The 23,468-nt window shown below is 60.9% G+C and carries 24 protein-coding genes and 1 pseudogene; 14 read left to right on the plus strand and 11 right to left on the minus strand.

The window, feature by feature from the left end; translation table 11 throughout:
- Positions 1-6: 6 nt before the first annotated feature.
- The 3 genes from ACA046_RS24975 to ACA046_RS24985 all read right to left on the minus strand — a co-directional run bounded on the left by ACA046_RS24975 (position 7) and on the right by ACA046_RS24985 (position 3,562).
- Entirely contained in the window at positions 7-1,389 is a 1,383-nt protein-coding gene (locus ACA046_RS24975; protein ID WP_497677136.1) for an amidase family protein, read from the minus strand.
- A 236-nt stretch (positions 1,390-1,625) separates the two neighbouring features.
- Complete coding sequence (locus ACA046_RS24980) at positions 1,626-2,390, minus strand: hypothetical protein (protein WP_497675180.1); 765 nt, start codon at positions 2,388-2,390, stop codon at positions 1,626-1,628.
- Positions 2,391-2,503: 113 nt separating this feature from the next.
- On the minus strand, positions 2,504-3,562 hold the full coding sequence (locus ACA046_RS24985) for an MBL fold metallo-hydrolase (protein ID WP_497675181.1): 1,059 nt from the start codon (positions 3,560-3,562) through the stop codon (positions 2,504-2,506).
- 123 nt (positions 3,563-3,685) lie between these two features.
- On the opposite strand from ACA046_RS24985, the gene ACA046_RS24990 reads away from it, so the two are divergent.
- The 4 genes from ACA046_RS24990 (at position 3,686) to ACA046_RS25005 (ending at position 7,709) form a co-directional block, all read left to right on the plus strand.
- The gene (locus ACA046_RS24990) at positions 3,686-4,306 is read left to right on the plus strand and encodes a TetR/AcrR family transcriptional regulator (RefSeq protein ID WP_318302316.1); all 621 of its coding nucleotides are present in this window, start codon (positions 3,686-3,688) and stop codon (positions 4,304-4,306) included.
- 189 nt (positions 4,307-4,495) lie between these two features.
- A complete protein-coding gene (locus tag ACA046_RS24995) occupies positions 4,496-5,554 on the plus strand; it encodes a diguanylate cyclase (RefSeq protein ID WP_497675182.1) in 1,059 nt (352 codons plus the stop codon).
- Between the two features lie 239 nt (positions 5,555-5,793).
- A complete protein-coding gene (locus ACA046_RS25000) occupies positions 5,794-7,113 on the plus strand; it encodes a methyl-accepting chemotaxis protein (protein ID WP_497675183.1) in 1,320 nt (439 codons plus the stop codon).
- Positions 7,114-7,193: 80 nt separating this feature from the next.
- Positions 7,194-7,709: a DUF1003 domain-containing protein gene (locus ACA046_RS25005; RefSeq protein ID WP_459023156.1), complete on the plus strand. Its 516-nt coding sequence runs from the start codon at positions 7,194-7,196 to the stop codon at positions 7,707-7,709.
- Between the two features lie 105 nt (positions 7,710-7,814).
- Here the strand turns inward: ACA046_RS25005 and ACA046_RS25010 are convergent, their stop codons facing one another.
- Positions 7,815-8,699, minus strand: a complete 885-nt coding sequence (locus ACA046_RS25010) for a LysR family transcriptional regulator (protein WP_497675184.1) — start codon at positions 8,697-8,699, stop codon at positions 7,815-7,817.
- Positions 8,700-8,778: 79 nt separating this feature from the next.
- Between ACA046_RS25010 and ACA046_RS25015 the strand changes: the two genes are divergently transcribed.
- Complete coding sequence (locus ACA046_RS25015; protein ID WP_497675185.1) at positions 8,779-9,474, plus strand: CTP synthase C-terminal region-related (seleno)protein; 696 nt, start codon at positions 8,779-8,781, stop codon at positions 9,472-9,474.
- Positions 9,471-9,794 (plus strand): antibiotic biosynthesis monooxygenase family protein, encoded by a 324-nt coding sequence (locus ACA046_RS25020; protein ID WP_459023162.1) that lies wholly within the window; start codon positions 9,471-9,473, stop codon positions 9,792-9,794. Before ACA046_RS25015 ends, ACA046_RS25020 begins: the two co-directional genes overlap by 4 nt.
- 234 nt (positions 9,795-10,028) lie before the next feature.
- On the opposite strand, the gene ACA046_RS25025 is transcribed toward ACA046_RS25020, so the two are convergent.
- Positions 10,029-10,352 carry a DUF2025 family protein gene (locus ACA046_RS25025; protein ID WP_318301743.1) on the minus strand — a complete coding sequence of 108 codons (324 nt, stop codon included), beginning with the start codon at positions 10,350-10,352 and terminating at the stop codon, positions 10,029-10,031.
- 231 nt (positions 10,353-10,583) lie between these two features.
- On the opposite strand from ACA046_RS25025, the gene ACA046_RS25030 reads away from it, so the two are divergent.
- The 3 genes and pseudogenes from ACA046_RS25030 to ACA046_RS25040 form a co-directional block, all read left to right on the plus strand.
- The gene (locus ACA046_RS25030; protein WP_459023165.1) at positions 10,584-11,711 is read left to right on the plus strand and encodes a glycerophosphodiester phosphodiesterase; all 1,128 of its coding nucleotides are present in this window, start codon (positions 10,584-10,586) and stop codon (positions 11,709-11,711) included.
- Positions 11,712-12,392 carry a helix-turn-helix domain-containing protein gene (locus ACA046_RS25035; protein WP_459023167.1) on the plus strand — a complete coding sequence of 227 codons (681 nt, stop codon included), beginning with the start codon at positions 11,712-11,714 and terminating at the stop codon, positions 12,390-12,392.
- 6 nt (positions 12,393-12,398) lie between these two features.
- Positions 12,399-12,488, plus strand: a pseudogene (locus tag ACA046_RS25040) (outer membrane lipoprotein carrier protein LolA); the annotation flags it as partial.
- Here ACA046_RS25040 and ACA046_RS25045 read toward each other — a convergent pair.
- On the minus strand, positions 12,481-13,359 hold the full coding sequence (locus ACA046_RS25045) for a sterol desaturase family protein (protein WP_497675186.1): 879 nt from the start codon (positions 13,357-13,359) through the stop codon (positions 12,481-12,483). The pseudogene ACA046_RS25040 and the gene ACA046_RS25045 sit on opposite strands and share 8 nt — an antisense overlap.
- A gap of 139 nt (positions 13,360-13,498) precedes the next feature.
- On the opposite strand from ACA046_RS25045, the gene ACA046_RS25050 reads away from it, so the two are divergent.
- Both ACA046_RS25050 and ACA046_RS25055 read left to right on the plus strand, forming a co-directional pair.
- Positions 13,499-13,804, plus strand: coding sequence for a PepSY domain-containing protein (locus ACA046_RS25050; protein WP_459023171.1), 306 nt, complete (start codon positions 13,499-13,501; stop codon positions 13,802-13,804).
- Positions 13,805-13,990: 186 nt separating this feature from the next.
- The gene (locus ACA046_RS25055) at positions 13,991-15,163 is read left to right on the plus strand and encodes a GAF domain-containing sensor histidine kinase (protein ID WP_497675187.1); all 1,173 of its coding nucleotides are present in this window, start codon (positions 13,991-13,993) and stop codon (positions 15,161-15,163) included.
- A gap of 22 nt (positions 15,164-15,185) precedes the next feature.
- Here ACA046_RS25055 and ACA046_RS25060 read toward each other — a convergent pair whose 3' ends face one another.
- Positions 15,186-15,518, minus strand: coding sequence for a hypothetical protein (locus tag ACA046_RS25060; protein WP_497675188.1), 333 nt, complete (start codon positions 15,516-15,518; stop codon positions 15,186-15,188).
- 272 nt (positions 15,519-15,790) lie between these two features.
- On the opposite strand from ACA046_RS25060, the gene ACA046_RS25065 reads away from it, so the two are divergent.
- Positions 15,791-16,813: a transporter gene (locus ACA046_RS25065; protein ID WP_459023177.1), complete on the plus strand. Its 1,023-nt coding sequence runs from the start codon at positions 15,791-15,793 to the stop codon at positions 16,811-16,813.
- A gap of 211 nt (positions 16,814-17,024) precedes the next feature.
- The gene (locus ACA046_RS25070; protein ID WP_497675189.1) at positions 17,025-18,641 is read left to right on the plus strand and encodes an inorganic phosphate transporter; all 1,617 of its coding nucleotides are present in this window, start codon (positions 17,025-17,027) and stop codon (positions 18,639-18,641) included.
- Between the two features lie 123 nt (positions 18,642-18,764).
- Here ACA046_RS25070 and ACA046_RS25075 read toward each other — a convergent pair whose 3' ends face one another.
- The 3 genes from ACA046_RS25075 to ACA046_RS25085 form a co-directional block, all read right to left on the minus strand.
- Positions 18,765-19,739 carry a 5-oxoprolinase subunit C family protein gene (locus tag ACA046_RS25075; protein WP_459023179.1) on the minus strand — a complete coding sequence of 325 codons (975 nt, stop codon included), beginning with the start codon at positions 19,737-19,739 and terminating at the stop codon, positions 18,765-18,767.
- Entirely contained in the window at positions 19,736-20,614 is an 879-nt protein-coding gene (locus ACA046_RS25080; RefSeq protein WP_497675190.1) for a 5-oxoprolinase subunit B family protein, read from the minus strand. The genes ACA046_RS25075 and ACA046_RS25080 overlap by 4 nt, the downstream gene beginning before the upstream one ends.
- Before the next feature lie 76 nt (positions 20,615-20,690).
- Positions 20,691-21,449 carry a 5-oxoprolinase subunit PxpA gene (locus ACA046_RS25085; RefSeq protein WP_003211441.1) on the minus strand — a complete coding sequence of 253 codons (759 nt, stop codon included), beginning with the start codon at positions 21,447-21,449 and terminating at the stop codon, positions 20,691-20,693.
- A 106-nt stretch (positions 21,450-21,555) separates the two neighbouring features.
- On the opposite strand from ACA046_RS25085, the gene ACA046_RS25090 reads away from it, so the two are divergent.
- A complete protein-coding gene (locus ACA046_RS25090) occupies positions 21,556-22,473 on the plus strand; it encodes a LysR family transcriptional regulator (RefSeq protein WP_017475938.1) in 918 nt (305 codons plus the stop codon).
- Here ACA046_RS25090 and ACA046_RS25095 read toward each other — a convergent pair.
- A complete protein-coding gene (locus ACA046_RS25095) occupies positions 22,470-23,366 on the minus strand; it encodes a LysR family transcriptional regulator (RefSeq protein ID WP_459023184.1) in 897 nt (298 codons plus the stop codon). The genes ACA046_RS25090 and ACA046_RS25095 overlap by 4 nt on opposite strands.
- Positions 23,367-23,468: the final 102 nt, after the last annotated feature.

Consider the following 23,468-nt stretch of genomic DNA (forward strand, 5'->3'; position numbering starts at 1 on the left):
TCCGGGCTAGCGCAGGCCGGGTGTAAATGCAGGCTTCCTGATTGCCTGGGAAGCCTGCTCATACCCGTAGGCGACCGAAAGCAATGTGGCTTCGCTCAAATTTGCGCCAGAGAAGTGAACGGCTGTTGGCATCCCTTCGTCGTCCATGCCCGATGGCATGGAAATACCGGGAGAACCGGCCGCCGCCGAATAGTAGTAGCTGTACGAGCGAAAGTTGGACACGATCGCATCAAGCTTATGGTCGGTCAGCGGCTTATCGATGGCGCTTTTGAAAATCGGGCCGATGGCAGCCCATAACTTATTACGCTCCTCATCACTGATGTCCATCTCGTTGATCATGGTGAGCATCTGTTGGTCAGGCTCACCCGGACGGCTGTTGCGCTCGTTGAATTCAATCAATTCGGACAGCGACTTCACCGGCAAGCCTGCCCGTCCGGCCAGATAGGCCTCAAGCTGGTGTTTAACGTCCGAAAACAAAGCGGCGTTATATTTTTCATACGTTTCGTGCGACACGCTTTCACCCAGTTGATTCACGGGTACCAATGTCGCGCCGTTGGCCCGCAGCAGCGCGATGGCATCCTCAAAGTGCTGCCTGTCGGCTTTTTTGGCAGGGTTGCTGGCGTCTTCTGCCGTTAATTCAGGCAACGGCGTATAGCCAATGCGCTTGCCCACCAAGGCCTCAGGCCTGATCCCCTGGGTATAGAGGTTGGTATCAGTCATCGCATCCAGTGCCTGCGCCGCATCACGCACGTTGCGGGTGAAGGTGCCCACCGTATCCTGGCGAGAACTGGTCATCACCCCGTCGGTGCTCACCAATCCTTCGCTCGGTTTGAAACCGACAACACCGTTGAACGCTGCCGGCGTGATGATTGATCCATTGGTTTCCACCCCCAATGCCAAGGGCACGATCCCTTGAGCAACGGCTACGGCAGAGCCTGTACTCGAACCCGCTGCCTGGCCATCCAACCGATGCGGGTTGAGGGTCAAACCGCCCCTGGAGCTCCAACCATCAATCGGCGCCTCAGAGCGAAAATTGGACAACTCGCTCATGTTGGTTTTTCCAATAATCACCACGCCGGCCTTCAGCAGGTTGTCCACCACCTTGGCATTCTTTGAAGCGGGCCTGCCCACCAGCGCCATGGAGCCAGCGCTGGTCTGCATCTTGTCGCTGGTTTCGAACACATCTTTGAGCGCTATCGGAACGCCGTGCAACGGCCCGCGCACTCTGCCTTCGGCCCTTTCCTGATCCAGTGCACGGGCTTTAAAACGAGCGTCAGGGTTGATTTCAATGAACGCATTGCCGCCCTGCAAACCCTTGTCCATGTTGGCGATCAGCTTCAGTGAATCCCTCACCACCGAATCGGAACTGGCTCCATTGGGCCTGCTCATGTCCGCCGCCAAATCGTCGGCACTCCTGTAGGCCTGCGGCGGGTTCACCACCGCATCGAAAAGCCCTGCTGCCCATCCTGCGCCCAAACCTGGTCCGATCATAAATGACTCCCCACCTGTCTGAATGTTGGGAATACCGTTCGATATCCCTGCCTCAGTCTAAGAAGCGGGTCACTCAATGACTCGGGGCTAACTCTTGCCGCCGCGTACGATCACTCTCGCCGTGACGTAGGCACTTAAAGCCGTTCCAAAACCTGCTGGCAGCCTCGCGCTAACGCCGCCAGACGAGCTCCAGACCAGTGCGCGCCATAGAACCAGATAACCCTCGAAACCCCGTCGGCATCGGTGCCGACGGGTACGCGAAAGCTTGGGTTACCCGCAGTGGCTGCTTGATGAAAGGCAGCACTTTGCGCATCGGACACCAACCCATCCAGCCGATTTTCCGTGACCCGGTCGTTAATCTCGTTGCCGGGATGCAGGGTGAAATGGCCCGTGTCATCCGTCAGCCGCGCATACACGGGCACCAACTCCGCACCGGCTGTGCGCAGCACGTTCAGTACTTGAGCAAAGTGCGCGCTGTGTTTGATCGTTTCCCGAACATCGCCTGCAACATATTCACTCGCAAAACCAATGCGGCTGCCGGCCAAGGGCGGTGTGTTTATCAGATGACCCGAATCGGCGACCGGTGGGATCTCCACCATCACCGGCCCTTCAGGGTCGATGCCGCTGAGGGCGATCAGTGATAACGAGGGGTCGCGCACGGTGCGCATCATGGGCCCGGGGATGTCAAACCTGGGGCCGTAGCCATTCGGGGAGTCAAACTCCAGACCGCTCTGGTGAGCGCTGGAACTGACGATCGCACCGCCAGTATCAGTGCCAAACACGACGCCCTTGCTGACGGTCGGGGCGCAAGCAGGGGGAACAGAACCGTCCCCCAAGACTGACTGCTTGAACAGACACAGCGAGCCCGACGCTGTCACCTTCCTACTCTTGTCGTCCATATACGCCCACGCCTCGAAACTGGTTTTCGAGGGATGATTGCATCCTTTTATCCGGACGGCTGTAGGTCGGAAACAGCCTGCAACTCAGCGGCGAGATTGCATCCAAATAGCTATCACCCGCCGACGTGTTGCTCGTTACCCACATGCTCGACTTCCAGCCACCAGGCCTGCCCGCGCTCTGGCTGATTGAGCATGAACGCCTGCCCCATCGCCGGCGTGGTGATCGACACATTACGCTCCCACGCCAACGCCATGATGCGGTCGAACGGTTCATGCCATGCGTGAAACGCCAGGTCGAAAGTGCCGTTGTGGATCGGCAGCAGCCAGCGGCCCTTCAGGTCGATATGCGCCTGCAGGGTTTCTTCCGGTTGCATGTGAACGTGGGGCCAGTCGACGTTGTAAGCACCGGTTTCCATGAGGGTCAGATCAAAGGGTCCGTACTGCTCGCCGATGCGCTTGAAGCCCTCGAAATAGCCAGTATCGCCGCTGAAGAAGACCCGCCGTGGGCCGTCGATCATCACCCACGAGCACCACAGCGTCTGGTTACCGTCGAACAGGCCACGTCCGGAAAAGTGCTGGGCCGGTGTGGAAACAAAACGAATCCCGTCGACTTCAGTGCCCTGCCACCAATCCAGCTGCCGCACCTTGCTGGGGTCTACACCCCACTTGACCAGCGTATCGCCCACGCCCAGGGGCGCGAGGAAATAGCGGGTCTTGTCCGCCAGTTGCACCACCGCCTTGTGGTCCAGATGGTCGTAGTGATTGTGGGAAAGAATCACCGCCTCGATCGGCGGCAAGTCCTCAAGGCTGATTGGCGGCTGATGGAAGCGCTTGGGACCGGCCCAACTGAACGGCGATGCGCGCTCGGCGAACACCGGGTCGGTCAGCCAGAACTTGCCGCGCATTTTCAGCAGCACCGTGGAGTGCCCAAGGCGGAACACGCTGTGGTCGGGGGCGGCAAACAGTTGCTCACGGGTCAGCGGTTGCACCGGGATCTCACCCACCGGCCGGGTGCTGCGGGGCTTCTGGAAGAGCATCTTCCACATGATGCCCAAGGTCTTGCCCAAGCCGCCATGCTGGATGGGCTTCTGATTGGTGAAGTGACCTTGCTGCTGTTCGGAAGACTTGGGCGCTGAAGAAGAACTGTCGAGACGGGTTGAGATCGTGGCCATTACCGAGGAACTCCTGCAGACTGCTCTAAAAGTTACACTGCACAGTGTAGTTTCTAGATTGCAACAAAACCGTGAGCAAGTAAACTACCGAGTGTAATTTTCCTTTCAGAGCCGAAATCCCCCATGACTGCACCTCAGCGCCTCACCGACCGTAAACGCGAAGCCATCGTGGCAGCCGCCATCGCCGAGTTTCGCGACAACGGTTTCGAGGTCACCAGCATGGACAAGATCGCCGCCACTGCGGGGGTTTCCAAGCGCACGGTGTACAACCACTTTCCGAGCAAGGAAGAGCTGTTCGCCGAGATCCTGCACCAACTGTGGGCCAGCAGCGTTGCGCAACTGGACGTCAGCTACGCCAGCGACCGCCCGTTGCGCGAGCAATTGCGCGGGTTGCTGCAAGCCAAGATGACGATGATGTCGGACGCCAACTTCCTCGACCTGGCCCGTGTGGCGATTGCCGCCACCATCCACTCGCCGGAACGCGCCCAGGACATGGTCAACCGCCTGAGCAAGCGCGAAGAAGGGTTCACCCAATGGGTGCGCGCCGCTCAGGAAGATGGCCGGTTGAGCTGCACCGACCCATGCTTCGCCGCCCACCAAGTGCAAAGCCTCCTCAAGGCTTTCGCCTTCTGGCCACAGATCACCCTGGGCCAGCCGACCCTGGACGCCGCCGCTCAGGCGGACGTCATCGAGTCGGCCATCGACCTGTTCCTGGCGGGTTATGAGGTCGTGCCGCAGCACTGATCTGTTGCAGGAACGACATCCAGGGTCGTTTTTTGCTGATTCGGCGTGTGTCCTTTGCAAATGGCCTAGAAGGACACTGATTATTCCCACGGGAATAACTGACAATATTCACACGGATTATCCGACCAGTGGTTTTCCCGATCACGTGTGCCGTTGTACCTGCGAAAAAAAGAATCGACCCAGGAATTTATGGAAAACCAACGAGGCAAAGGGCTGTCATTTGCCAGACGTATCTACAAGCCAAGGATCATCGGCTTGGGCATCGGCTGCATCAGCGTCATCGCTGCGCTTTACCCACTGCAAATGCCAGGTTGGGTCTGGGCGTTGCTGCTGTTCAACGGATTTGGCTGGGCCCACCTGGCCTATCAACTCTCGACCCGTTCCGACTTCCCCTACAAGGCTGAGCGACGAAACCTGCTCTACGACTCGCTGCTCGGCGGGTTTTGGGCTGCCACCACGCAGTTCACGCCCCTTACCGCCGTGACCATCCTGTCGATGATGACCATGAACAACGTCGCCGCCGGCGGCAAACGCCTGTTTCTCCACGGCATCGTGGCGCAACTGGCGGGCATCGGCGTGGCATGGCTGTTATTCGGAGTCAGGTTCAATCCCAGCGTCAGCCTGGTCCAGGTCTACGCTTGCCTGCCGATGCTGACGTTGTATCCCATGGCCCTGGGCATGGTTTGCTACCGCCTGGCGATCAAGTTGTCGGAACACAAACGTGCCCTGAGCGCCCTGAGCCGCACCGACAGCCTTACCGGCCTGCTCAATCACGGCTCGTGGAAAGACCTGCTGCACCTGAAGTTTCACAAGTGCCAGCAACAAAATGCCCACGCCACCATCGCGCTGATCGATATCGACCACTTCAAGCAAATCAACGACAGCTACGGGCACATCATCGGTGACCAGGTCCTGCGCCAACTGAGCCTGGAACTGCGTCGCAACCTGCGGGAAAACGACCTGGCCGGGCGTTACGGCGGCGACGAATTCTGTGTGATTCTTCCGGACATGCCTCTGGAGCAAGCGGCGCAAGTCATGGAGCGCATGCGCGAAGTGTTCAGCAACTACCGTCATCCGGAAATCCCCGAGCTGCGGGTCAGCCTGAGCATCGGCCTGGCTTCGTTCCAACCGGCCTTCACCGACGCGGCCATGTGGCTCAACGCGGCGGACCGCGCGCTGTATGCGGCCAAGGACACCGGCCGTAACCGGGTGAATGTCAGCGACTATGTGGTCGCCCATAGCGCCTGAATCCCGGCGACTGCACCTCGTCTGAATTAAACGCGACCATCTCCAAGCGATAGCATAATGCCGCCATTGGTCGGCGACTATAGAACTTCTTGCCCCCATAACGACTCAGAACCCGCTGTTCCACCCCTCTGTCAGCACAAGGAAGCTGGCAATGAGCACGTTTGCCGTAGGCTTAAGCCATACGGTGGCAGGCGCCCCCATGGATACCCCTGACGCTTGCTTCCCCCGAGCACACGACCATGCTATTCAACGCCCATAAAAAAACCATCAGTACCTTGCAAGCCACCATTGCCCAGCAAGCCAGCCTTCTCGAAGCCATAGACCGTTCCATGGCGGTGATCGAATTCGATCTGCAAGGCACGGTCCTGCGGGCCAACGAGAACTTTCTCAAGGCCATGGGTTACAACGCCGATCAAGTCGTGGGCCAGTCCCACCGCCTGTTCTGTACCCCGGCCTTTGCCCGCAGCGCCGAATACGGCCAGCTGTGGACGCAACTGCGCAACGGCCAGTTCCAGTCCGGCACCTTTGAACGAATCACCAGCAGCGGCCAGCCGATCTGGCTGGAGGCCAGCTACAACCCCGTGCGTGACGAATCCGGCAGCGTGGTAAAAGTGGTGAAGTACGCCATGGACGTCACCCCGAAAATGCAGGCCGAGAGCGAAGCCAACGCCAAGTTGCAGGCCATCGACCGCGCCATGGCGGTGATCGAATTCAACCTCGACGGCACCATCATCAGCGCCAACCAGAATTTCCTGCATCGCATGGGCTATACCCTGGCTCAAGTCCAGGGCAAACATCACCGCATGTTCTGCAAACCCGAGCTGGCCAACAGCAGCGCCTACAGTGATTTCTGGCGACGGCTGAACCAGGGTGAGCTGTTCAACGGCCAGTTCGAACGCATTGATAAAAACGGCCAGGTCCTGTGGCTGGAAGCCAACTACAACCCGGTGTACGACGCCAGCGGACGCCTGTGCAAGGTGGTGAAGTACGCCTCCGACGTCACGGCCATGGTGGAGAAACACGCCGCCGATGCGCAAAGCGCGACCCAGGCTTATCACATCTCGCTGCAAACCCGAGACATCGCCGAAAAAGGCGCCGAGGTGATCCAGCAGACCGCCACGGGCATGCGTGAGATTGCCGCCAACATCGACGGTTCTTCCGCGCTGATCGCCAAGCTGGGCGAGCGTTCGCAGCAGATCACCGCCATCGTCAACACCATCCGCGGGATTGCCGACCAGACCAACCTGCTGGCCTTGAACGCTGCCATCGAAGCAGCGCGCGCCGGCGAACAAGGGCGCGGCTTTGCGGTGGTGGCCGATGAGGTCCGGCAGTTGGCGGCGCGCACCAGCGGTTCAACGGCGGAGATTTCCTCGATGATCGAGATGATCCAGACCGAAACCCGCCAGGCCATCGACAGCATGGACGGTACCCGCGATCGCGCCGCCCAGGGCGTGGAGCTGGCCAACCAGGCCGGCACGGTGATCCTGCAGATTCGCGAAGGCGCCAGCGAGGCGGTGCAGGCTGTGAGTGCATTTGCCAATGAACGGGGTAACCGGTAAGCGACAGGCTTCTTCATGTGCCCGGTCAAGGGCTCGGTCTATAGTGGTGGCTTGTCTTACGCCACGGATTCGAGCCCGCCATGACCCCGGATAAACCTGAAGCCCACGTTGACCATCTGCGTTTTCACCGTAAACACGCCCATCTCGCGCCGACGTTTGGCAACGACACTTTTGCGCTGAAAGCCGAAGCCTTCGCGCGCTTCTTTGGCACGCCGACGTTCCTGGGGGCGCAAACGGCAATCGTGATTTTGTGGGTGGTGCTCAACGTGACCGGCATCACGCACTTTGACGTGTATCCGTTCATTCTCTTGAACCTGGCGTTCAGCCTGCAATCGGCCTATGCCGCGCCTTTGATTCTGCTGGCCCAAACCCGCCAGGCCGCACGGGACAAGGCCCAGTCCGACGCCGACGCCCAGCACCGCGAAGCCCTGGCCGTGGCCAACACCGAACGCCAGGCCCAGGCGGCGCAGACCACCAAGCAGTTGCTGGAACTGCTGGAACAGAACACCAAACTCACCGAGATGACCAAGCAACTGACCGAACGCATCGAAGGGCTGACCAGCGAGATGCACGACCAATTCGTGCGCAAGGCCTAGCCCTCCCACGCATCCAATGTGGGAGCTGGCTTGCCTGCGATTGCATCACCGCGGTTTGCCTGACGCACCGCAGCGCCTGTATCGCAGGCAAGCCAGCTCCCACAGTCAGTGCTCCGGCAACCGCACATGCTGGCCCAACTGATCAAATAACGTGACCACCGAGCGCAACGCCCGGCAATCGGGGCGCGTGAGCAGCCACAGGGCGGTGTCGTGCCCCACCAGCGGAGGGCTCAATGGTTGCAGGCCGGCGCCCAGCAAGTAATCCGGCAACGCGGCGACACCGAGTCCCGCGCGCACCAGTTCGGTCACCGAGACCATGCTGTTGCAGCGATAGGCCGGCATCACTCCAGGCAAGTGCTGGCGCCGCCAGGTGACGGTGGGATGATCCGGCAGGAAGTCATCCGGCGCGATCCAGCTCAGGGCGGCCAGCTCCTTGCCTGCATGCTGGCGGGCATAGTCGGCGCTGGCACACACTCGATACGACACCGTGCCCAGGCAACGTCCTACCAGATGTTCGGGGGGAGCCTTGGTCAGGCGCAAGGCGATATCCGCGTCGCGGCGGCTGAGGTTGGCAAAGTCATTGGAGGTGCTCAGCTCCAGGGTCAGCGCGGGGTAGCCGGGCATGAACTGCGCCAGGGCCGGCAGCAACAGTGACTGCAGCACCGAATCCGTGCACGTCAGGCGCACCGTGCCGCTGATCACTTCACCGCCCTGCTCGACCCCCACACGTGCCGCTTCCAGTGCTTGTTCGGCACGTTCAGCCTGTTCGGCGAGGGTGGTGGCCAAGGTGGTGGGCAGGTAGCCGGCGCGGCTCTTTTCGAACAGTGTCTGGCCCAGCGCCGCCTCCAGCCGCCGCACCGCGCGAAACACCGTCGACACATCCACCCGCAGCAACCCCGCTGCACGGGCGAGCGTGCCGCCTCGCACCAACGCGAGGACCAGGGAAAGGTCGGAGTAATCAATCTGATAGTGCGTCGCTGCATTGAACATGTGGGCTAACGCCAATATTGATTGCGTGCACGCCAATCTATAGTGAGCGCCAGGACTCAACAAGCCACGGATACCCTCGATGAATAGAACCACCCTGCACCTGGCCCTGATCGGCGACTACGATGCACAAGTCACCGCCCACCTGGCCATTCCCTTGGCGTTGCAACAGGCCGGCGCGGCGTTGGGCCTGACGGTGCGGTTCGACTGGCTGGCCACCGACACGATCAAATCCACCGACCAATTGCAGCACTACGATGGCTTCTGGTGCGTCCCCGCCAGCCCTTACCGTGACCTCGACGGCGCCCTGCTGGCCATCCGTTATGCCCGCGAACAGCAGCGCCCTTTCCTCGGCACCTGCGGCGGTTTTCAACACGCGGTGCTGGAATATGCCCGCAATGTGCTGGGCTGGGCCGACGCAGAACACGGCGAATTGGCCCCCGACTCGCCGCGCGCAGTGCTTACGCCACTGACCTGTGCGCTGGTGGAAGCGACTGACACCATCCGCTTGATGGCCTATACCCGCATCGCCGAGGCCTACGCCACCCTGGATATCCATGAAGGCTACCGTTGCCGCTATGGCATCAATCCAGACTTCGAAAGTGCATTGCTGGAAGCCGACCTGATTGCCAGCGGCCATGACTCGGCGGGCGACTTGCGGGCGGTGGAGCTGCTGGACCATCCGTTTTTTGTCGCCACGCTGTTCCAGCCGGAACGTGCGGCCCTCAAAGGCATCACACCGCCGCTGGCAGTTGCACTGCTGAAGGCCTGCGTATGATCGCCAAAACACCCAAGCCGCCGTACTACGCAGTGATCTTCAGTTCCCTGCGTACTGAAGGCGACAACGGCTACGGACAAGCCGCCGACCGCATGCTGGAACTGGCCCGGCAACAGCCTGGCTTTCTCGGCGTGGAATCGGCGCGCGGGGAAGATGGCCTGGGCATCACCGTGTCCTACTGGAACAGCGAAGCCGCGATCCAGGCTTGGAAGCAGCACGCCGAACACACCGAAGTGCGCGAACAGGGGCGCTCCACCTGGTACTCGGCGTGCCATACGCGGGTGTGCAAGGTGGAGCGGTCTTACGCGTTCGAGCGGTGAAACATCAACCTGTTTGATGACGGGGTTTGCCCCGGGGATGAAAGGGTTTGTCCTGTTGGGAGGGGCTTGTCTTGTTGTAAGGGTGCTTTTCCTGTGGCGAGGGGGCTTGTCCCCCGTTGGACCGGGCTGGCGCTCCAGTGCGCAGCGCTCCCGCTTTTTTTGGGTCTGCTGCGCAGCCCAACGGGGGACAAGCCCCCTCGCCACAACAGCCCTCAACGCAGTGACGGCGTGCACTCAGCTGACCAGACTGCGCACCGCACTGATCTGTGGGATTTCCACCCGGCGCATGTACACCCGCAGCGGTTCCGTGATGTTGATGCGGTCGTCGATGTTCTGGTCCAGCAACAACTGGATCCGCTCGCGGGACAAAGTCATGGCCTGCTCGTCAACCGGCTGCCAGACAAACTCGGAGGTTGGGATGATGCCGTCGTCGGCCACGTCCATGCCGAAGGCGTCTTCGCTGAAACGGACGATGTACTGGTGGGTCTTGCGGTTCAGGCCGACAAAACCGTGGAGTTGGTCGGCGGCCTGGCAGATAAGCTCGGAGGTGATGCGCATGGTAAACCTCACTGAAAAGTCCTGTTTGGACTGGAAAGATGGTTTACACGCGTGGCAGATAATCTGCCCTCTGATGGGGCAGCTGATGGCAAGAGTACTGCATGGCACAGCACAAAAGTGCAGAAAAATGGCCCGTGAACACGTTAATGTCGGTTTGGTGATAGCGCCATTCGCAAGCAATTGTTAAAAAGGAGCCCTTCTCAAAGTTACCTCCACGAAAGGACTTCGCTTATGCCTGTCACGTTTACCAAGAGTGCCCTGCTGCTGGCCCTGATGCTGGGCCTTGGCCACGCACAGGCGGCAAGCCCGATCAGCCCTACCGAATTGGCCACCAACGAAGGCATTCCGCACCCCGCGGTGATTGCCCACCGTGGCGCCTCCTTCGATGCACCGGAATCCACTGCCGCCGCCTACAAAGTCGCGCGCGACCTGGGGGCCGACTACCTGGAAATGGACCTGCAGCGCAGCAAGGACGGCGTGCTGTTTGCCCTGCATGACAACAACCTGCAACGCACCACCGACGTGGCCACCAAATTCCCAGAGCGCAAGGACAGCCCGGCCAACGAGTTCACCTGGGCCGAGCTTAAAACCCTGGACGCCGGCAGCTGGTTCAACGCCGCCTACCCGGATCGCGCCCGCCCTGGCTTCGTCGGCTTGAAAATCCTGAGCCTGGACGAAATCATCAAGATCGCCGAAGGCAACCCGCAGCACAAGCCCGGCCTGTACATCGAAACCAAAGAGCCAAAGCAATTCCCGGGTATCGAAGCCGACCTGAAGAACAAGCTGCTGGATAAAGGCTGGTTGAGCTCCACCGGCTCCAACCAGGCCCAGAAAAACATCGGCGTCGGCCAGGGCAAGGGCCGCGTAGTGCTGCAAACCTTTGAAAAGGACAGCCTGAAAGAACTGCAAAAAGAGATGCCCAACACCCCGAAAATCCTGCTGTTGTGGGTCGGTGAAGGCAGCATTGAGCCAAAATCCAAGGTGACCTTCGCCGAGTCCGGCGAGCCAACCAAAGCCGCCTACTACGCCAAGCAAGAACCCAAGGACGCCGCCGAGTTCGAAAAATGGGTCGACGAGGCCAAGAGCCTGGGCGCCATCGGTACCGGCCCTTCGGCGCAGTTGACCAACCTGGGCGACCAGAGCTATTCCGACCTGGTCAAACCCGAGATGAACCAGTTGACCCACGACAAGGGCCTGCTGGTGCACGTGTATACCGTGGATGAGCCGGTGGACTTCGACAAGGTGATGAAAGCCGGCGTCGATGGCATCTTCACCAACCGCGCCGCCGAACTGCTGAAGTACTACAAGCGCTGGCCGTCCTCGAGTGTGGCCGACCTGCTGCAGGACAACGGTTACTGAGTGACTCCCGAATGGTCAGGTCGCCTGTGGCTGGGGCCTGATTACGGGCTGATCCTGGGTATTCCAGGGCGCACCGCGCCCCATGCGCACTATGCCCATCAGTTGATGTTCTCCCCGGGCGGGCCGATCACGGCCAGCCTCGATGGCCGTGTCACCACGGCCCATCGCCTGTTTATCCCTTCAAGAATGCCCCACGCCATCCTCCACGCCGACGGAGAGGTGTTGATGGTGTATGCCGAACCCGGCGCGTTTGACCTCGACCCTTTGCAGGCCGCCCTGGCCGAGAGTGAACTGTCCCTGGAAGCACTCGACCGCACGCTACGCCAACTGCCGAGACGCGCACTGGAAGATGCCCGGGTGGAACGCGCACTGCTGGCGCTGGATCAGCAACTGAGCGGCAAGGTCTCGGCCCAAGCGCTGGCCCAGGCGGCACACGTTTCGTTGAGCCAACTGGAGCGTTTGTTCGCCAACCAACTGGGTTTGCCGGTGCGCCGCCTGGTGCTGTGGCGGCGCTTGCGTGTGGCGCTGGGACTGGCGCTCGGCGGCAGCACCTTGACCGAGGCCGCCCATGGCGCCGGGTTCGCCGATTCGGCGCATTTTTCCCGGACCATGATGCAGCTATTTGGCGTCACGGCCGGGGCGTCGTTGCGCAACCTGCAACTGACACTGCTCCCACTGTAGGAGCGCTTGCTCGCGAAGGTCGTTAACGATGACGCGAGTATCCTGAATGAACGCGGTGCCCTCAGGTTTTTCGCGAGCAAGCTCGCTCCTACAGTAGGTCGGTGGGAACCGGCGGCTCCTTGCTCAATCGCACAGCCCTGAAGGGGTCGCGCAACTGCGCCACGTAATCACGCGGAAAATCCGGCCGGCTGCCAATCCCCAGATCGCCCTGCCCCATTCGATAGTCATGGCTGTAAAACGCCGTGCCCAACAGCCAATCCCACAAATTGAAAAACAAGCCGAAATTCACATCCCCCGCCCGGCCGTATTTCATGTGATGAAAACGATGCACCGGCGCCCAGGCAAACACCCGGCGCAGCGGCCCCAGGCGCATGTCGACATTGGAATGCTGCAACAGCAACTGCACGGCAATCGCCAGGGCCAACAGCAGCGCCACCTCAGTGGGAATGCCCAGCAGGATCAACGGCGCCAACCCGGCCGTGGCTTCGAGCATCTGGTGCAACGGATGCTTCATCAAGCCATTGAAACCGTACAACCGCTGCACGCTGTGATGCACCGCATGCAGGCGCCACAAGGCGGCGACTCGGTGGCTGGCGTAATGCATCAGGGTGATGCCCGCATCGGCAATGACAATCGCCAGCAGCAATTGCGCCCAGAGCGGCCATGCCCGCGGCCATACGCCGTCAACGGCCAGCAACGCGGTCAACACCGGCAAGATCAACAAGCCCGCTGCATTAAGACCTTCATTGACCAACGCATGAATCAAGTCGCGACAACGATCACCTTGGTTGCGATTCCACTGCGGCTCATAGGGCAACCACCACTCAGCAATAAACGACACCACCACCGCGCAGACAAATACCAGTGCCAGCCATTGCGGCGCATTCACCTGTATCAGCCACAGCGCCCAGCCGATAAAGCCCACCCAGAACAAGGGCGCGTAGGCCCAAGCCATTAACTGTTTCATCTGTGCCTCCCATGATTGAGACGCCAGCATGAAACCCCGCACTCGCCGCCGATTGAACAAACGGCGCAATTTTAAGGGAGAGTTAAGTTGCGCTGGTTAACCTGATCCCACTTAAACAGCTCACCCCAAGGAATACACCATGAAAAACCTGACCGCTCTGTTCGCTGCTACCGCCCTGACGCTTACTGCAGGTTTCGCCCAGGCCGATGTTCGCCCGGACCATATTCCGAGCCTGCTCAAGTCCGGCGCCATCATGGATTTCGAAAAGCTCAACGCCAAGGCAGTGGCCCAGCACAAAGGCGCCACCATCGTTGACACCGAACTGGAAGACAAAGCCGGCCGCCTGGTCTACGAGACCGAACTGCGTGACACCGCCAATGTGAAGTGGGACGTGAAGCTGGATGCCAAGACCGGTGAAGTCCTGGAAAACAAGCAAGACACCTGAGTTAAACCGCAAAAAACGCCGCGCCGCCTTCGGGCCGCGCGGCTTTTTTATGCGCGTTGGTCGCCCAGAAGAGCAAATAGTCTAATTAGCGTGAACGAATTTGTACCTTACGCCGCCAAGCTCGCTAGAATCCCAACCAACAGCCAAGGCACAACGCCAGCAGCATCAGGATCGAGACCGCGCGCCATGGGGCAAAAAGCCGCCGACATTGCCACCATTGGCCGAATCAGCGCTGTGCCGGCGATTCTGCAGGTGATCAGTGAAATGACCGGCTTGCGTTTCGCGGCCGTAGCGCGGGTCACCGACGATTCATGGACCGCCTGCGCCGTGCGCGACCAACTGGACTTCGGCCTGCCCGTGGGTGGCGAGTTGGACCTGACCACCACCCTGTGCCACGAAATCCGCGGCTCCCACGTCTCGATCGTGATCGACAAAGCCAGCGAAGACCCGCTGTACCGCGACCACCACACGCCACGCATTTACCACTTTGAAAGCTACATCTCGGTGCCGGTGTTCCGCACCGACGGGCGTTTCTTCGGCACCATCTGCGCCCTGGACCCGAATCCGGCGCAACTGCGCAGCAGCACCATCCAGTCCACCATGGAGTCGTTTGCCCGGGTGCTGTCGCTGCAAATCGAAGCCGAAGAAAGCCTCCAGCAAACCGAAGCCGACTTGCAGCAGGAGCGGGAAACCGCCGAACTGCGGGAACAGTTCATCGCCGTGCTCGGCCACGACCTGCGCAACCCGCTGTTCGCGATCAACGTCGGCGCCGAGCGCCTGCTGCGCAAACACCCGGACCCGGCCACCGACACTCTGGTGCGGCACATGCTGGCCAGCGGCCGCCGAGCTTCGCAGTTGGTGGAGGACGTACTGGACTTCGCCCGCGGCCGAATGGGCAGCGGCATCCCGGTGAACATCGGCGAGTGCCCGGGGCTGGAAGACACCTTGCAGCACGTGGTGGAAGAGGTGCAGCACGTGCATCCAAAGCGGCTGATCCACGCCAGCATCGGCAATCTTAACGGCGTGAAAGGCGACCGCGAGCGGCTGGGTCAGTTGCTCTCCAACCTGGTGGCCAACGCCATCAGCCACGGCAGCCCCGAAGGGCCGGTTGAGGTCAGTGCGCAGGTCAACGCCGGCACGTTTGAGTTATCGGTGAAAAACCTTGGGCTGATCAGTGACCAAGCCATGCCGCTGCTGTTCCAGCCCTACTCCCGACCGACGGGCGCCCTGCCCCAGGCCGGATTGGGCCTGGGTTTGTACATCGTCAAGCAGATCGCCGACGCCCACGGCGGGCGGCTGGAAGTCTCTTCCCACGAGCAGGACGGCACGGTGTTTACCTTCAGCTTGCCCGCCTCGTGACGACCAAGACCATTACTCCCTCTTATTTAGACTCAACCAGTACATAGAGCTTTTCAGAAGTCCTGCGATCATGGGTCGCCAGCGTCAACGTGTAATAAATCACCTGCCAGCAGCAGCCCAGTTCGCATGCCTTGAGCAGGATATTGCCGGGCATGTCTTCAGGTTGAAGAATGACTTTTTGATGGACAAGCCTGCCGCCCACATACAAGTCGAAGAACGTACCGAAATCTACGTAGGTCGGTTTGGGTATGGTGATTTTCACCGACTCAAAATTCCCCAATGTAAGGGTCACTCCGTCTTTATTCGGAGTGGAGCTTGCGACTTTCACTTTCTTTAGATCACGCGAGCTTGCCATGGGAAGCCTCTTTAGAAGTTGGAGTCCGGATTGACACCCAGCAATCCAACCACCCAGACATCGAAACTTCTACTGTCAAAACTAACAGGTAGCCGTCAATCCCTCACCCTAGAGCCCTCTCAACGGGCGCCAACCGACGAATGATCCATCAAGCAACCTCCTTCTTCTAAAAGCGCGCAGGCAAACCGTCACAAAACCGTCAAATCCTGTTGCCATGATGCGCTCAAGTGAACCTGTGAAACCTCCTACAGGCACTTTCCCTGCGAGCGTCCATGAACCACAGCATCGACCACAGCCACCAGGACTCAGACCTGTTTGGCTTGCTTTACGGTTTTCGTTTTCGCCCCGGTGAAAAGGGCGAACAGATTGACTCAGCCACCGCCCTGGCGGCCTTGCAGCAACCCGGTGCCCCCGAAGAGTTTCTGTGGCTGCACCTGAACCTGGCCCACGCCGCCTGCGAGCGCTGGATGCAGGCGCACCTGAATCTGCCGGAAGAATTCTTCGAAGCCTTGCACGAAGGCTCGCGCTCCACCCGTATAGAACACGTGGACTCGGCGTTGCTGGCGGTGGTCAACGACGTGGTGTTCAACTTCAGCAGCATGGTGTCTTCAGACATTTCCACCTTATGGGTGTGTGCCCGCAGCCGGCTGCTAATCAGCGCGCGCCTGCAACCGCTGCACTCGGTCGACAAGCTGCGCTCGTCGGTGAAGGCCGGCGAGCGCTTTCGCTCGCCGCTGGAACTGTTGGTGCATTTACTGCGGGACCAGGGCGAAGTGCTGACGCAGATCGTGCGCAAGACCAGCCTTAGCGTCGACCACATCGAAGACCAGTTGCTGTCGTCGCGCCTGTCCACCAACCGCGCCGAACTGGGCGCCGCGCGCCGGGTGCTGGTACGCCTGCAACGGCTGCTGGCGCTGGAGCCGGGCTCGTTGCTGCGGCTGCTCAACCGCCCGCCGCAATGGTTACAGAAGGAAGACGTGAAGGAGTTGCGCAAATCTACCGAGGAGTTCGCGCTGATCATCAACGACCTGATGGCGTTGGGTGAGCGAATCAAGCTGTTGCAGGAAGAGATCGCCGCCAACCTCAACGAGCAGAGCAACCGTACGCTGTTCACCCTGACCGTGGTCACGGTGCTGGCGTTGCCGATCAACATCATTGCCGGTTTTTTTGGCATGAACGTCGGTGGCGTGCCGCTTTCCACTGACCCGGAAGGTTTCTGGATTCTGGTGGCGCTGGTGGCAACGTTTACCTTGATTGCCGGGCGCTGGGCGTTTCGCAAGCGCAAGGATTATTGAATTTGAAATGCGATCAATGTGTGTGGCTTGCCTGCGATAGCGGTGGTGACTGATACAGCGCTATCGCAGGCAAGCCAGCTCCCTCATTTGATCGGCGGTGTTTTATAGACCAGCGGCAACTTCAATTCCCTAAACACTGATTTATCGCAGCATCTCTGTAACATTCTGCAACGATCATGACCGACATCCTCCCCACACTGGATGCTCCGGCATGGCCACCCCTTCCCTGACTGCCTCCGCACACGCTTCCACCGCCGATCCCAAACCGCGCCTGGACAAGAAACCTGGCATGGTGACGGTGATCATTTTCTTCGCCGTACTCGCCATGGGCCTGCTGTTCACCGCCTACAGCCTGATGCACGACATGCGCGAACTGGGCACGGTGGTCACCACCTGGACGCCGTTCCTGCTGCTGGGTGTGGCGTTGTTGATCGCCCTGGGCTTCGAGTTCGTCAACGGTTTCCACGACACCGCCAACGCGGTGGCCACGGTGATCTACACCAACTCGTTGCCGCCGCATTTCGCGGTGGTGTGGTCGGGCTTTTTCAACTTCCTAGGTGTGCTGCTGTCCAGCGGCGCGGTGGCGTTCGGCATCATCGCCCTGCTGCCGGTTGAGCTGATTTTGCAGGTCGGCTCCTCCGCCGGCTTTGCGATGATCTTCGCGTTGTTGATCGCCGCAATCCTGTGGAACCTCGGCACCTGGTGGCTGGGTTTGCCGGCTTCGTCGTCCCACACCTTGATCGGCTCGATTATCGGTGTAGGCGTGGCCAACGCACTGATGCATGGCCGCGACGGCACCAGCGGTGTGGACTGGGGCCAGGCGATCAAGATCGGTTATGCGCTGCTGCTGTCGCCGCTGATCGGCTTCGCCTTCGCCGCCCTGCTGTTGCTGGCGCTGCGGGCCTTCGTGAAAAACCGTTCGCTGTACAAGGCACCCAAAGGTGACACCCCGCCGCCATGGTGGATTCGCGGCATGCTGATCGTCACCTGCACCGGTGTGTCGTTCGCCCACGGCTCCAACGATGGCCAGAAGGGCATGGGCCTGATCATGTTGATCCTGGTGGGCACCCTGCCGATGGCCTACGCGTTGAACCGCACCATGCCGGCGGGCGAGTCGTTGCAGTTTGCCGCCGTGGCCGAAGTGACCCAGGCGGCCCTGGTAAAAGCGGCGCCGCAACTGGCCCCTGCCGACTCGCGCGCCACCTTGTCGACCTACGTCCGCACCAAGGAAGCCACGCCGGAACTGGTGCCCGCCCTCGCCTCAATCACCGGGCATATCGGCGAAGAAGTGAAGAGCTACGGCTCCCTCGCCGCTGTACCGGCCGAGGCCGTGGGCAACGTGCGTAACGACATGTACCTGACCAGCGAAACCATCCGCCTGATGGACAAGGGCAAGGTCGGCAACTTCGACGCCGACACCCAGAACAAGCTGCAGCTGTTCAAGCAACAGATCGACAACGCCACTCGGTTTATCCCACTGTGGGTCAAGATCGCGGTGGCTATTGCGCTAGGCCTGGGGACGATGGTCGGCTGGAAGCGCATCGTGGTGACGGTGGGCGAGAAGATCGGCAAGACCCACCTGACCTACGCCCAGGGTGCCTCCGCGGAGATGGTGACGATGCTGACCATCGGCGCGGCGGACATGTATGGCTTGCCGGTGTCCACCACTCATGTGCTGTCGTCGGGTGTGGCCGGGACCATGGTGGCGAACGGGGGTGGATTGCAGATGAAGACCATCCGCAATTTGCTGATGGCCTGGGTGCTGACATTGCCGGCGGCGATTTTGTTGTCGGGTAGCCTGTACTGGCTATTCACCAAATTGTTCTGACACAACCGGATCAAAATGTGGGAGCGGGCTTGCTCGCGAATGCGGTGGCTCAGTCAAAGACTTATTGACTGACACTCCGCTTTCGCGAGCAAGCCCGCTCCCACATTTGGTTCAGTGGTGACTTCAGGTGCTAAACAACCCACCCATCACCTTAAGTCGCTTCTTGTACACCCGCCGCGCCTCCAGTGCCTCCTCCAGCGTCACCGCCACAAACCCCGCCCGCTGGTTAGGTTGCATCTGCCCGATCAGATCCAGGTCGGCACTGATCACCGTGCCAATCATCGCGTAACCTCCGCCCGACACCGCGTCCCGATGCAGCACGATCGGCTCCAGCCCGGCCGGCACCTGGATCGAGCCGATGGGGTAGCAACTGTCTACGATGTTCGACGGATCAGACCCGGCGCCAAACGGCTGCTCCCGTGGCTGAAAGCTCAACGCGCTACCGCCCTTGAAGCGATAACCGATGCGATCAGCCTCCGAGCCGACCGTCCAGGGCTCAGCAAAAAAGCTGATTTTGGCGCCGGGCGTCAGTCGCTCGTAATACAGCCCCGGCACCACCCGCAGCGTCACGTCCCCGCCCACCGATTGGCGCAACGCCATGGGCAGACTGTTGCCCGCCCGGCCTTTGCCGCTGGGCTCGCCCACAGGCAATTCATCACCCTCCACCAGCCGCCGCCCGTGAAACCCGCCCAACGCACCCAGGGTGTAAGTGGACCGGCTGCCCAATACCAGCGGCACGTCGATACCACCGGCCACCGCGAGGTAAGTCCGTGCGCCGGCCTTGGGAAATTCAAAGCGCAGCACCTGCCCGGCGCGCACTTCAAACGCGGTGTCCTGATGCACCACCACGCCGTCCAGGCGCGGTGACATCAGCGCACCGCACAGCGCCACCAGGGCGTCCTGCTGAAACTCCAGTTCCGGGCCGATCAGCGTGCATTCCAGCCCGGCGGCACCGGCCGGGTTGCCCACCAAGTGGTTGGCTGCGCTCAACGCGTATTGGTCCAGCGCGCCGGACGGCGGGATGCCGAGGTGGTAATAACCTTCGCGGCCAAGGTCCTGCACGGAGGTGGCGAGGCCGGGTTTGAGTACCTTGATCATGCCAGCGCCTCCTGCAGGGTTTTCGGGTAGCCAATGGGGTCGGCGAGAAAGGCGTCGAGGGAAAATTCTACCGGTCGGATGCGCAGGTCGAACCGTCCGGCGTCCACTTCAGCCACCGCCAGGTCATAGGCATCACGGTCCATGGGTTTGAACTGCACGATGTCGCCGGGCCGGAAAAACACCATGTGCTCTTTCAGGTACGCCAACTGCTGCTGCGGGTCGTAGATCGGCGCCGGGGTGACGCCGAACATCTGGTAGCCGCCAGCACCGCGTACCGAATAAATGCAGCCAAAGCAGCCGCCGTGACCGAGGGTCAACTTCGGCGTGTCGGTGCGCGGGCGCAGGTACTTGGGTACCTGCAACTGCCGCTCGCGCTCGACCATATGGAACATGAACGGCAAGCCCGCCACAAACCCCACCATCGAGACAAACCACGGCGCGCCGCTATGGGCCGCGATAAACGCCTCCACGTCTGCCAGGCCGTTGATCCGCGCGGCGTATTCCAGGTCGGTGCCGGTCGGGTCTTGATGACGGTCACGAAAACGCATCAGGGTTTCATGGGTCCAGGGGTCGTTGTACAGCACCGGGATTTCGATGATGCGGGTGTGCAAGGTGCGTTCGGCCACGGCTTGGGCTTCGGCGCTTTGTACCGCATCCAGCAGCACGTGGGGCGCGATGCGGTCCGGGTCGAAGCGAATCTGGAACGAGGCATTCGCCAGGCAGACGTCCAGCACACCGTCCAGGGCCAGGCGTTCCACCGCGCGGGTGACGGCCATGCCCTTGAAGAAAGCCTCCAGGGACATGCTCTCGCTGACCTCGGCAAACAGGTGTTCATCACCGCCAAAGCTGTAGCGGATCGGGGAAGATTCGGCCATGTCTGTTCCTCTTGGAATCATTGTAGAAAGGCAGGCAAAAATTCGGATGGACCCGGTGTCTGGGCACCGGTGTCGGTCAGCGAGGTGTGCGCACTTCAATCCCCGCCTGGTCCAGCGCTTCACGCGTGGCTTCCACCAGCTCAAGGGCGCCGGGGGTGTCACTGTGCAGGCAGATGGAATCGAATTCGATAAACAGGTCTTCGCCTTCGACGGTACGTACCAACCCAGTCTGGCAGGCACGCAGGACACGCGCCGCAACCGTCGCCGGATCCAGCGCCCGCACATTGCGGGTAAACACGATGGAGCCGGTGAGATCGTACTCACGGTCGGCATAAAACTCCCGCACCACCGGCTGGCCCAGTTCCTTGGCAATCCGCCAGATCACCGAGTTGGGCATGCAGTACAGCAACAGTGTGGGTTCCAGGCGTTGCAGGTTTTCCACCAGCAATCGCGCCGCTTCTTCGTCCCGCGCCAGGTGCATGTAGAGCGCGCCATGGGGCTTGATGTGTTGCAGCGTCAGGCCTTGAACCCGGGCGATTTCCCGCAGGGCGCCGAGTTGATAGAGCATGTCGTCAACCAATTCCTGGGCCGGGGCGTTGATATGGCGCCGGCCGAACCCCACCAGGTCACGGAAGCCCGGGTGCGCGCCAATCGCCACACCCAGTTGCTTGGCGCGCTCGACGGTGCGGCGCATGGTGCCCGGGTCGCCGGCATGAAAGCCGGTGGCGATGTTGGCCGAGCTGATGTAGGCCATCAGTTCACTGTCGACGCCATCGCCGATGGTCCAGGGACCGAAGCCTTCGCCCATGTCCGAATTGAAATCCACTGCCTGCATCGGGGTCGCTCCGTTGAAGTTCATGCCATGGAAATTAGGCTGCAGCTTGACCCCTTGGGAAGATCTATTATCAGATGGGTCATCTTCTGAAAATCAGATACCCGCCATGTCCCTGACCCTGCGCCAAATCCGCTACTTCGTCGCCACCGCCGAAATCGGCCAGATCTCCCAGGCGGCGATTCATCTCAACATCTCGCAATCCGCAGTGACCACCGCGATCAAGGAGCTGGAAGCGATGCTCGGCGCGCAGTTATTCGTGCGCTCAGCCCAGGGCATGAGCCTCACCGACGCCGGGCGGCATTTTCTCAACCGCGCCTACGTGATTGTGCGCAGCGTCGACGACGCCCTGAACAGCCCGCTGCCGGACTACCGCGCCAGCGGCGTACTGCGGGTGGCGGCCAGCTACACCGTGCTCGGTTACTTCTTGCCGCACCACTTGCAGCGCATGGAACACTGGCACCCGGACGTGACCATCGAGGTCTTCGAACAGGAACGCCAGGCCATCGAACACGGCCTGCTCAACGGCCAGTTCGACATGGCCGTGGTGCTCACCGCCAACCTCACCCACCCGGATATCGTCTCGGAAATCCTCTTCAACTCCGAACGCCGCCTGTGGTTGCCCAGCCATCATCCGTTGTGCGAACGCCCGGCCGTGAGCCTCGCGGACGTGGCCCGGGAGCCGTACATTTTCCTCACCGTCGACGAAGCCGAACAAAGCGCCATGCGCTACTGGGAACAGGCCGGGCAAACGCCCAAGGTGCGGCTGCGCACCAGTTCAGTGGAGGCGGTACGCAGCATGGTCGCCAACGGCAGCGGCGTGGCGATTCTGTCGGACCTGGTGCATCGCCCGTGGTCACTGGAAGGCAAGCGCATCGAAACCGTGAGCGTCACCGACAAGGTCACGCCCATGAGTGTCGGCCTGGCCTGGCACCGCGAGCGCGACTTCACCCCGGCGATGCAGGCGTTTCGGGATTACTTCCACGATGCATTCCTGGCGCCGCAGCAGTTGTCGGCCCGGCGTTAAAGCCGGGATTGCAGGATCGCCGCCAGCCAATCCATGAACACCCGCACCCGCATCGGCAAATGCCGTTGGCCTGCGTACAGCAGGGACACGTCCAGCGCGGGTGCCGGATAGTCCGGCAGCACCGCCACCAATTCGCCGCTGGCCAATAGATCGACAATGCCCAGGACGGGCACCTGAGTCAGGCCGAACCCGCCGATGCACGCTGCCCGATACGCATCCGTGCTGTTAACGGTAACCCGCCCGGCCATGGGAACCCGGTGCACCTTGCTGCCCTGTACGTATTCAAACCCCGGCGAACGCGAGCCCAACGGGCGTACGTAATGCACCAGTTGATGGTGGGCCAAATCGTCGAGTGTCTTGGGTATGCCGTGACGTTGCAGGTAAGTCGCGCTGGCGCAATTGATCATCGTCATGCTGCCCAGCAACCGCGCCACTACCGACTGGTCCGGCTGCGCGCCAATCCGCAATACGCAGTCGAAACCTTCGGCCAGCAGGTCGACCTGACGGTCAGTGCTGCTGATTTCCAGCTCGATCAGCGGGTGCTGGTCCATGAATTCCGGCAGGCGCGGCAGGATCAGCTCGCGGGCCATGACGTTGGGCATGTCCACGCGAATCCGCCCCGCGAGCTGCGCCTCATCCTGACGAAACAAGCCTTCCAGCTCTTCCATATGCGACAGCAGATCCTTGCTGCGTTCGTACAGCACGCGGCCATCCTGGGTCGCCTGAACCTTGCGCGTGGTGCGCTGCAACAGGCGCGCACCGAGCAACTCTTCCAGGGCCTGCACATGCTCGGACACGGTCGAGCGCGGCAGGCCCAGGCTCTCGCCCGCCTGGGTGAAACTCGACAGTTCGGTGACGCGCACGAAGGTGCGCAACAACTCAAGTTTGTTCATGGGATTGTTCGCCTTATCCGGCCAGTGATTCCGGTATAGCTCTGTTTATCACGTTATGGCCGGACAAATACACTCAGTCCCACGAACAATCACCCGCTCCGA

The organism is Pseudomonas sp. LBUM1641, assembly GCF_059716235.1.

Coding starts and splice junctions, on each gene's coding strand:
- ACA046_RS24975 (WP_497677136.1), bottom strand. CDS start 1,389: ATGAGCAGGCCCAATGGAGCCAGTTCCGATTCGGTGGTGAGGGATTCA.
- ACA046_RS24980 (WP_497675180.1), bottom strand. CDS start 2,390: ATGGACGACAAGAGTAGGAAGGTGACAGCGTCGGGCTCGCTGTGTCTG.
- ACA046_RS24985 (WP_497675181.1), bottom strand. CDS start 3,562: ATGGCCACGATCTCAACCCGTCTCGACAGTTCTTCTTCAGCGCCCAAG.
- ACA046_RS24990 (WP_318302316.1), top strand. CDS start 3,686: ATGACTGCACCTCAGCGCCTCACCGACCGTAAACGCGAAGCCATCGTG.
- ACA046_RS24995 (WP_497675182.1), top strand. CDS start 4,496: ATGGAAAACCAACGAGGCAAAGGGCTGTCATTTGCCAGACGTATCTAC.
- ACA046_RS25000 (WP_497675183.1), top strand. CDS start 5,794: ATGCTATTCAACGCCCATAAAAAAACCATCAGTACCTTGCAAGCCACC.
- ACA046_RS25005 (WP_459023156.1), top strand. CDS start 7,194: ATGACCCCGGATAAACCTGAAGCCCACGTTGACCATCTGCGTTTTCAC.
- ACA046_RS25010 (WP_497675184.1), bottom strand. CDS start 8,699: ATGTTCAATGCAGCGACGCACTATCAGATTGATTACTCCGACCTTTCC.
- ACA046_RS25015 (WP_497675185.1), top strand. CDS start 8,779: ATGAATAGAACCACCCTGCACCTGGCCCTGATCGGCGACTACGATGCA.
- ACA046_RS25020 (WP_459023162.1), top strand. CDS start 9,471: ATGATCGCCAAAACACCCAAGCCGCCGTACTACGCAGTGATCTTCAGT.
- ACA046_RS25025 (WP_318301743.1), bottom strand. CDS start 10,352: ATGCGCATCACCTCCGAGCTTATCTGCCAGGCCGCCGACCAACTCCAC.
- ACA046_RS25030 (WP_459023165.1), top strand. CDS start 10,584: ATGCCTGTCACGTTTACCAAGAGTGCCCTGCTGCTGGCCCTGATGCTG.
- ACA046_RS25045 (WP_497675186.1), bottom strand. CDS start 13,359: ATGAAACAGTTAATGGCTTGGGCCTACGCGCCCTTGTTCTGGGTGGGC.
- ACA046_RS25050 (WP_459023171.1), top strand. CDS start 13,499: ATGAAAAACCTGACCGCTCTGTTCGCTGCTACCGCCCTGACGCTTACT.
- ACA046_RS25055 (WP_497675187.1), top strand. CDS start 13,991: ATGGGGCAAAAAGCCGCCGACATTGCCACCATTGGCCGAATCAGCGCT.
- ACA046_RS25060 (WP_497675188.1), bottom strand. CDS start 15,518: ATGGCAAGCTCGCGTGATCTAAAGAAAGTGAAAGTCGCAAGCTCCACT.
- ACA046_RS25065 (WP_459023177.1), top strand. CDS start 15,791: ATGAACCACAGCATCGACCACAGCCACCAGGACTCAGACCTGTTTGGC.
- ACA046_RS25070 (WP_497675189.1), top strand. CDS start 17,025: ATGGCCACCCCTTCCCTGACTGCCTCCGCACACGCTTCCACCGCCGAT.
- ACA046_RS25075 (WP_459023179.1), bottom strand. CDS start 19,739: ATGATCAAGGTACTCAAACCCGGCCTCGCCACCTCCGTGCAGGACCTT.
- ACA046_RS25080 (WP_497675190.1), bottom strand. CDS start 20,614: ATGGCCGAATCTTCCCCGATCCGCTACAGCTTTGGCGGTGATGAACAC.
- ACA046_RS25085 (WP_003211441.1), bottom strand. CDS start 21,449: ATGCAGGCAGTGGATTTCAATTCGGACATGGGCGAAGGCTTCGGTCCC.
- ACA046_RS25090 (WP_017475938.1), top strand. CDS start 21,556: ATGTCCCTGACCCTGCGCCAAATCCGCTACTTCGTCGCCACCGCCGAA.
- ACA046_RS25095 (WP_459023184.1), bottom strand. CDS start 23,366: ATGAACAAACTTGAGTTGTTGCGCACCTTCGTGCGCGTCACCGAACTG.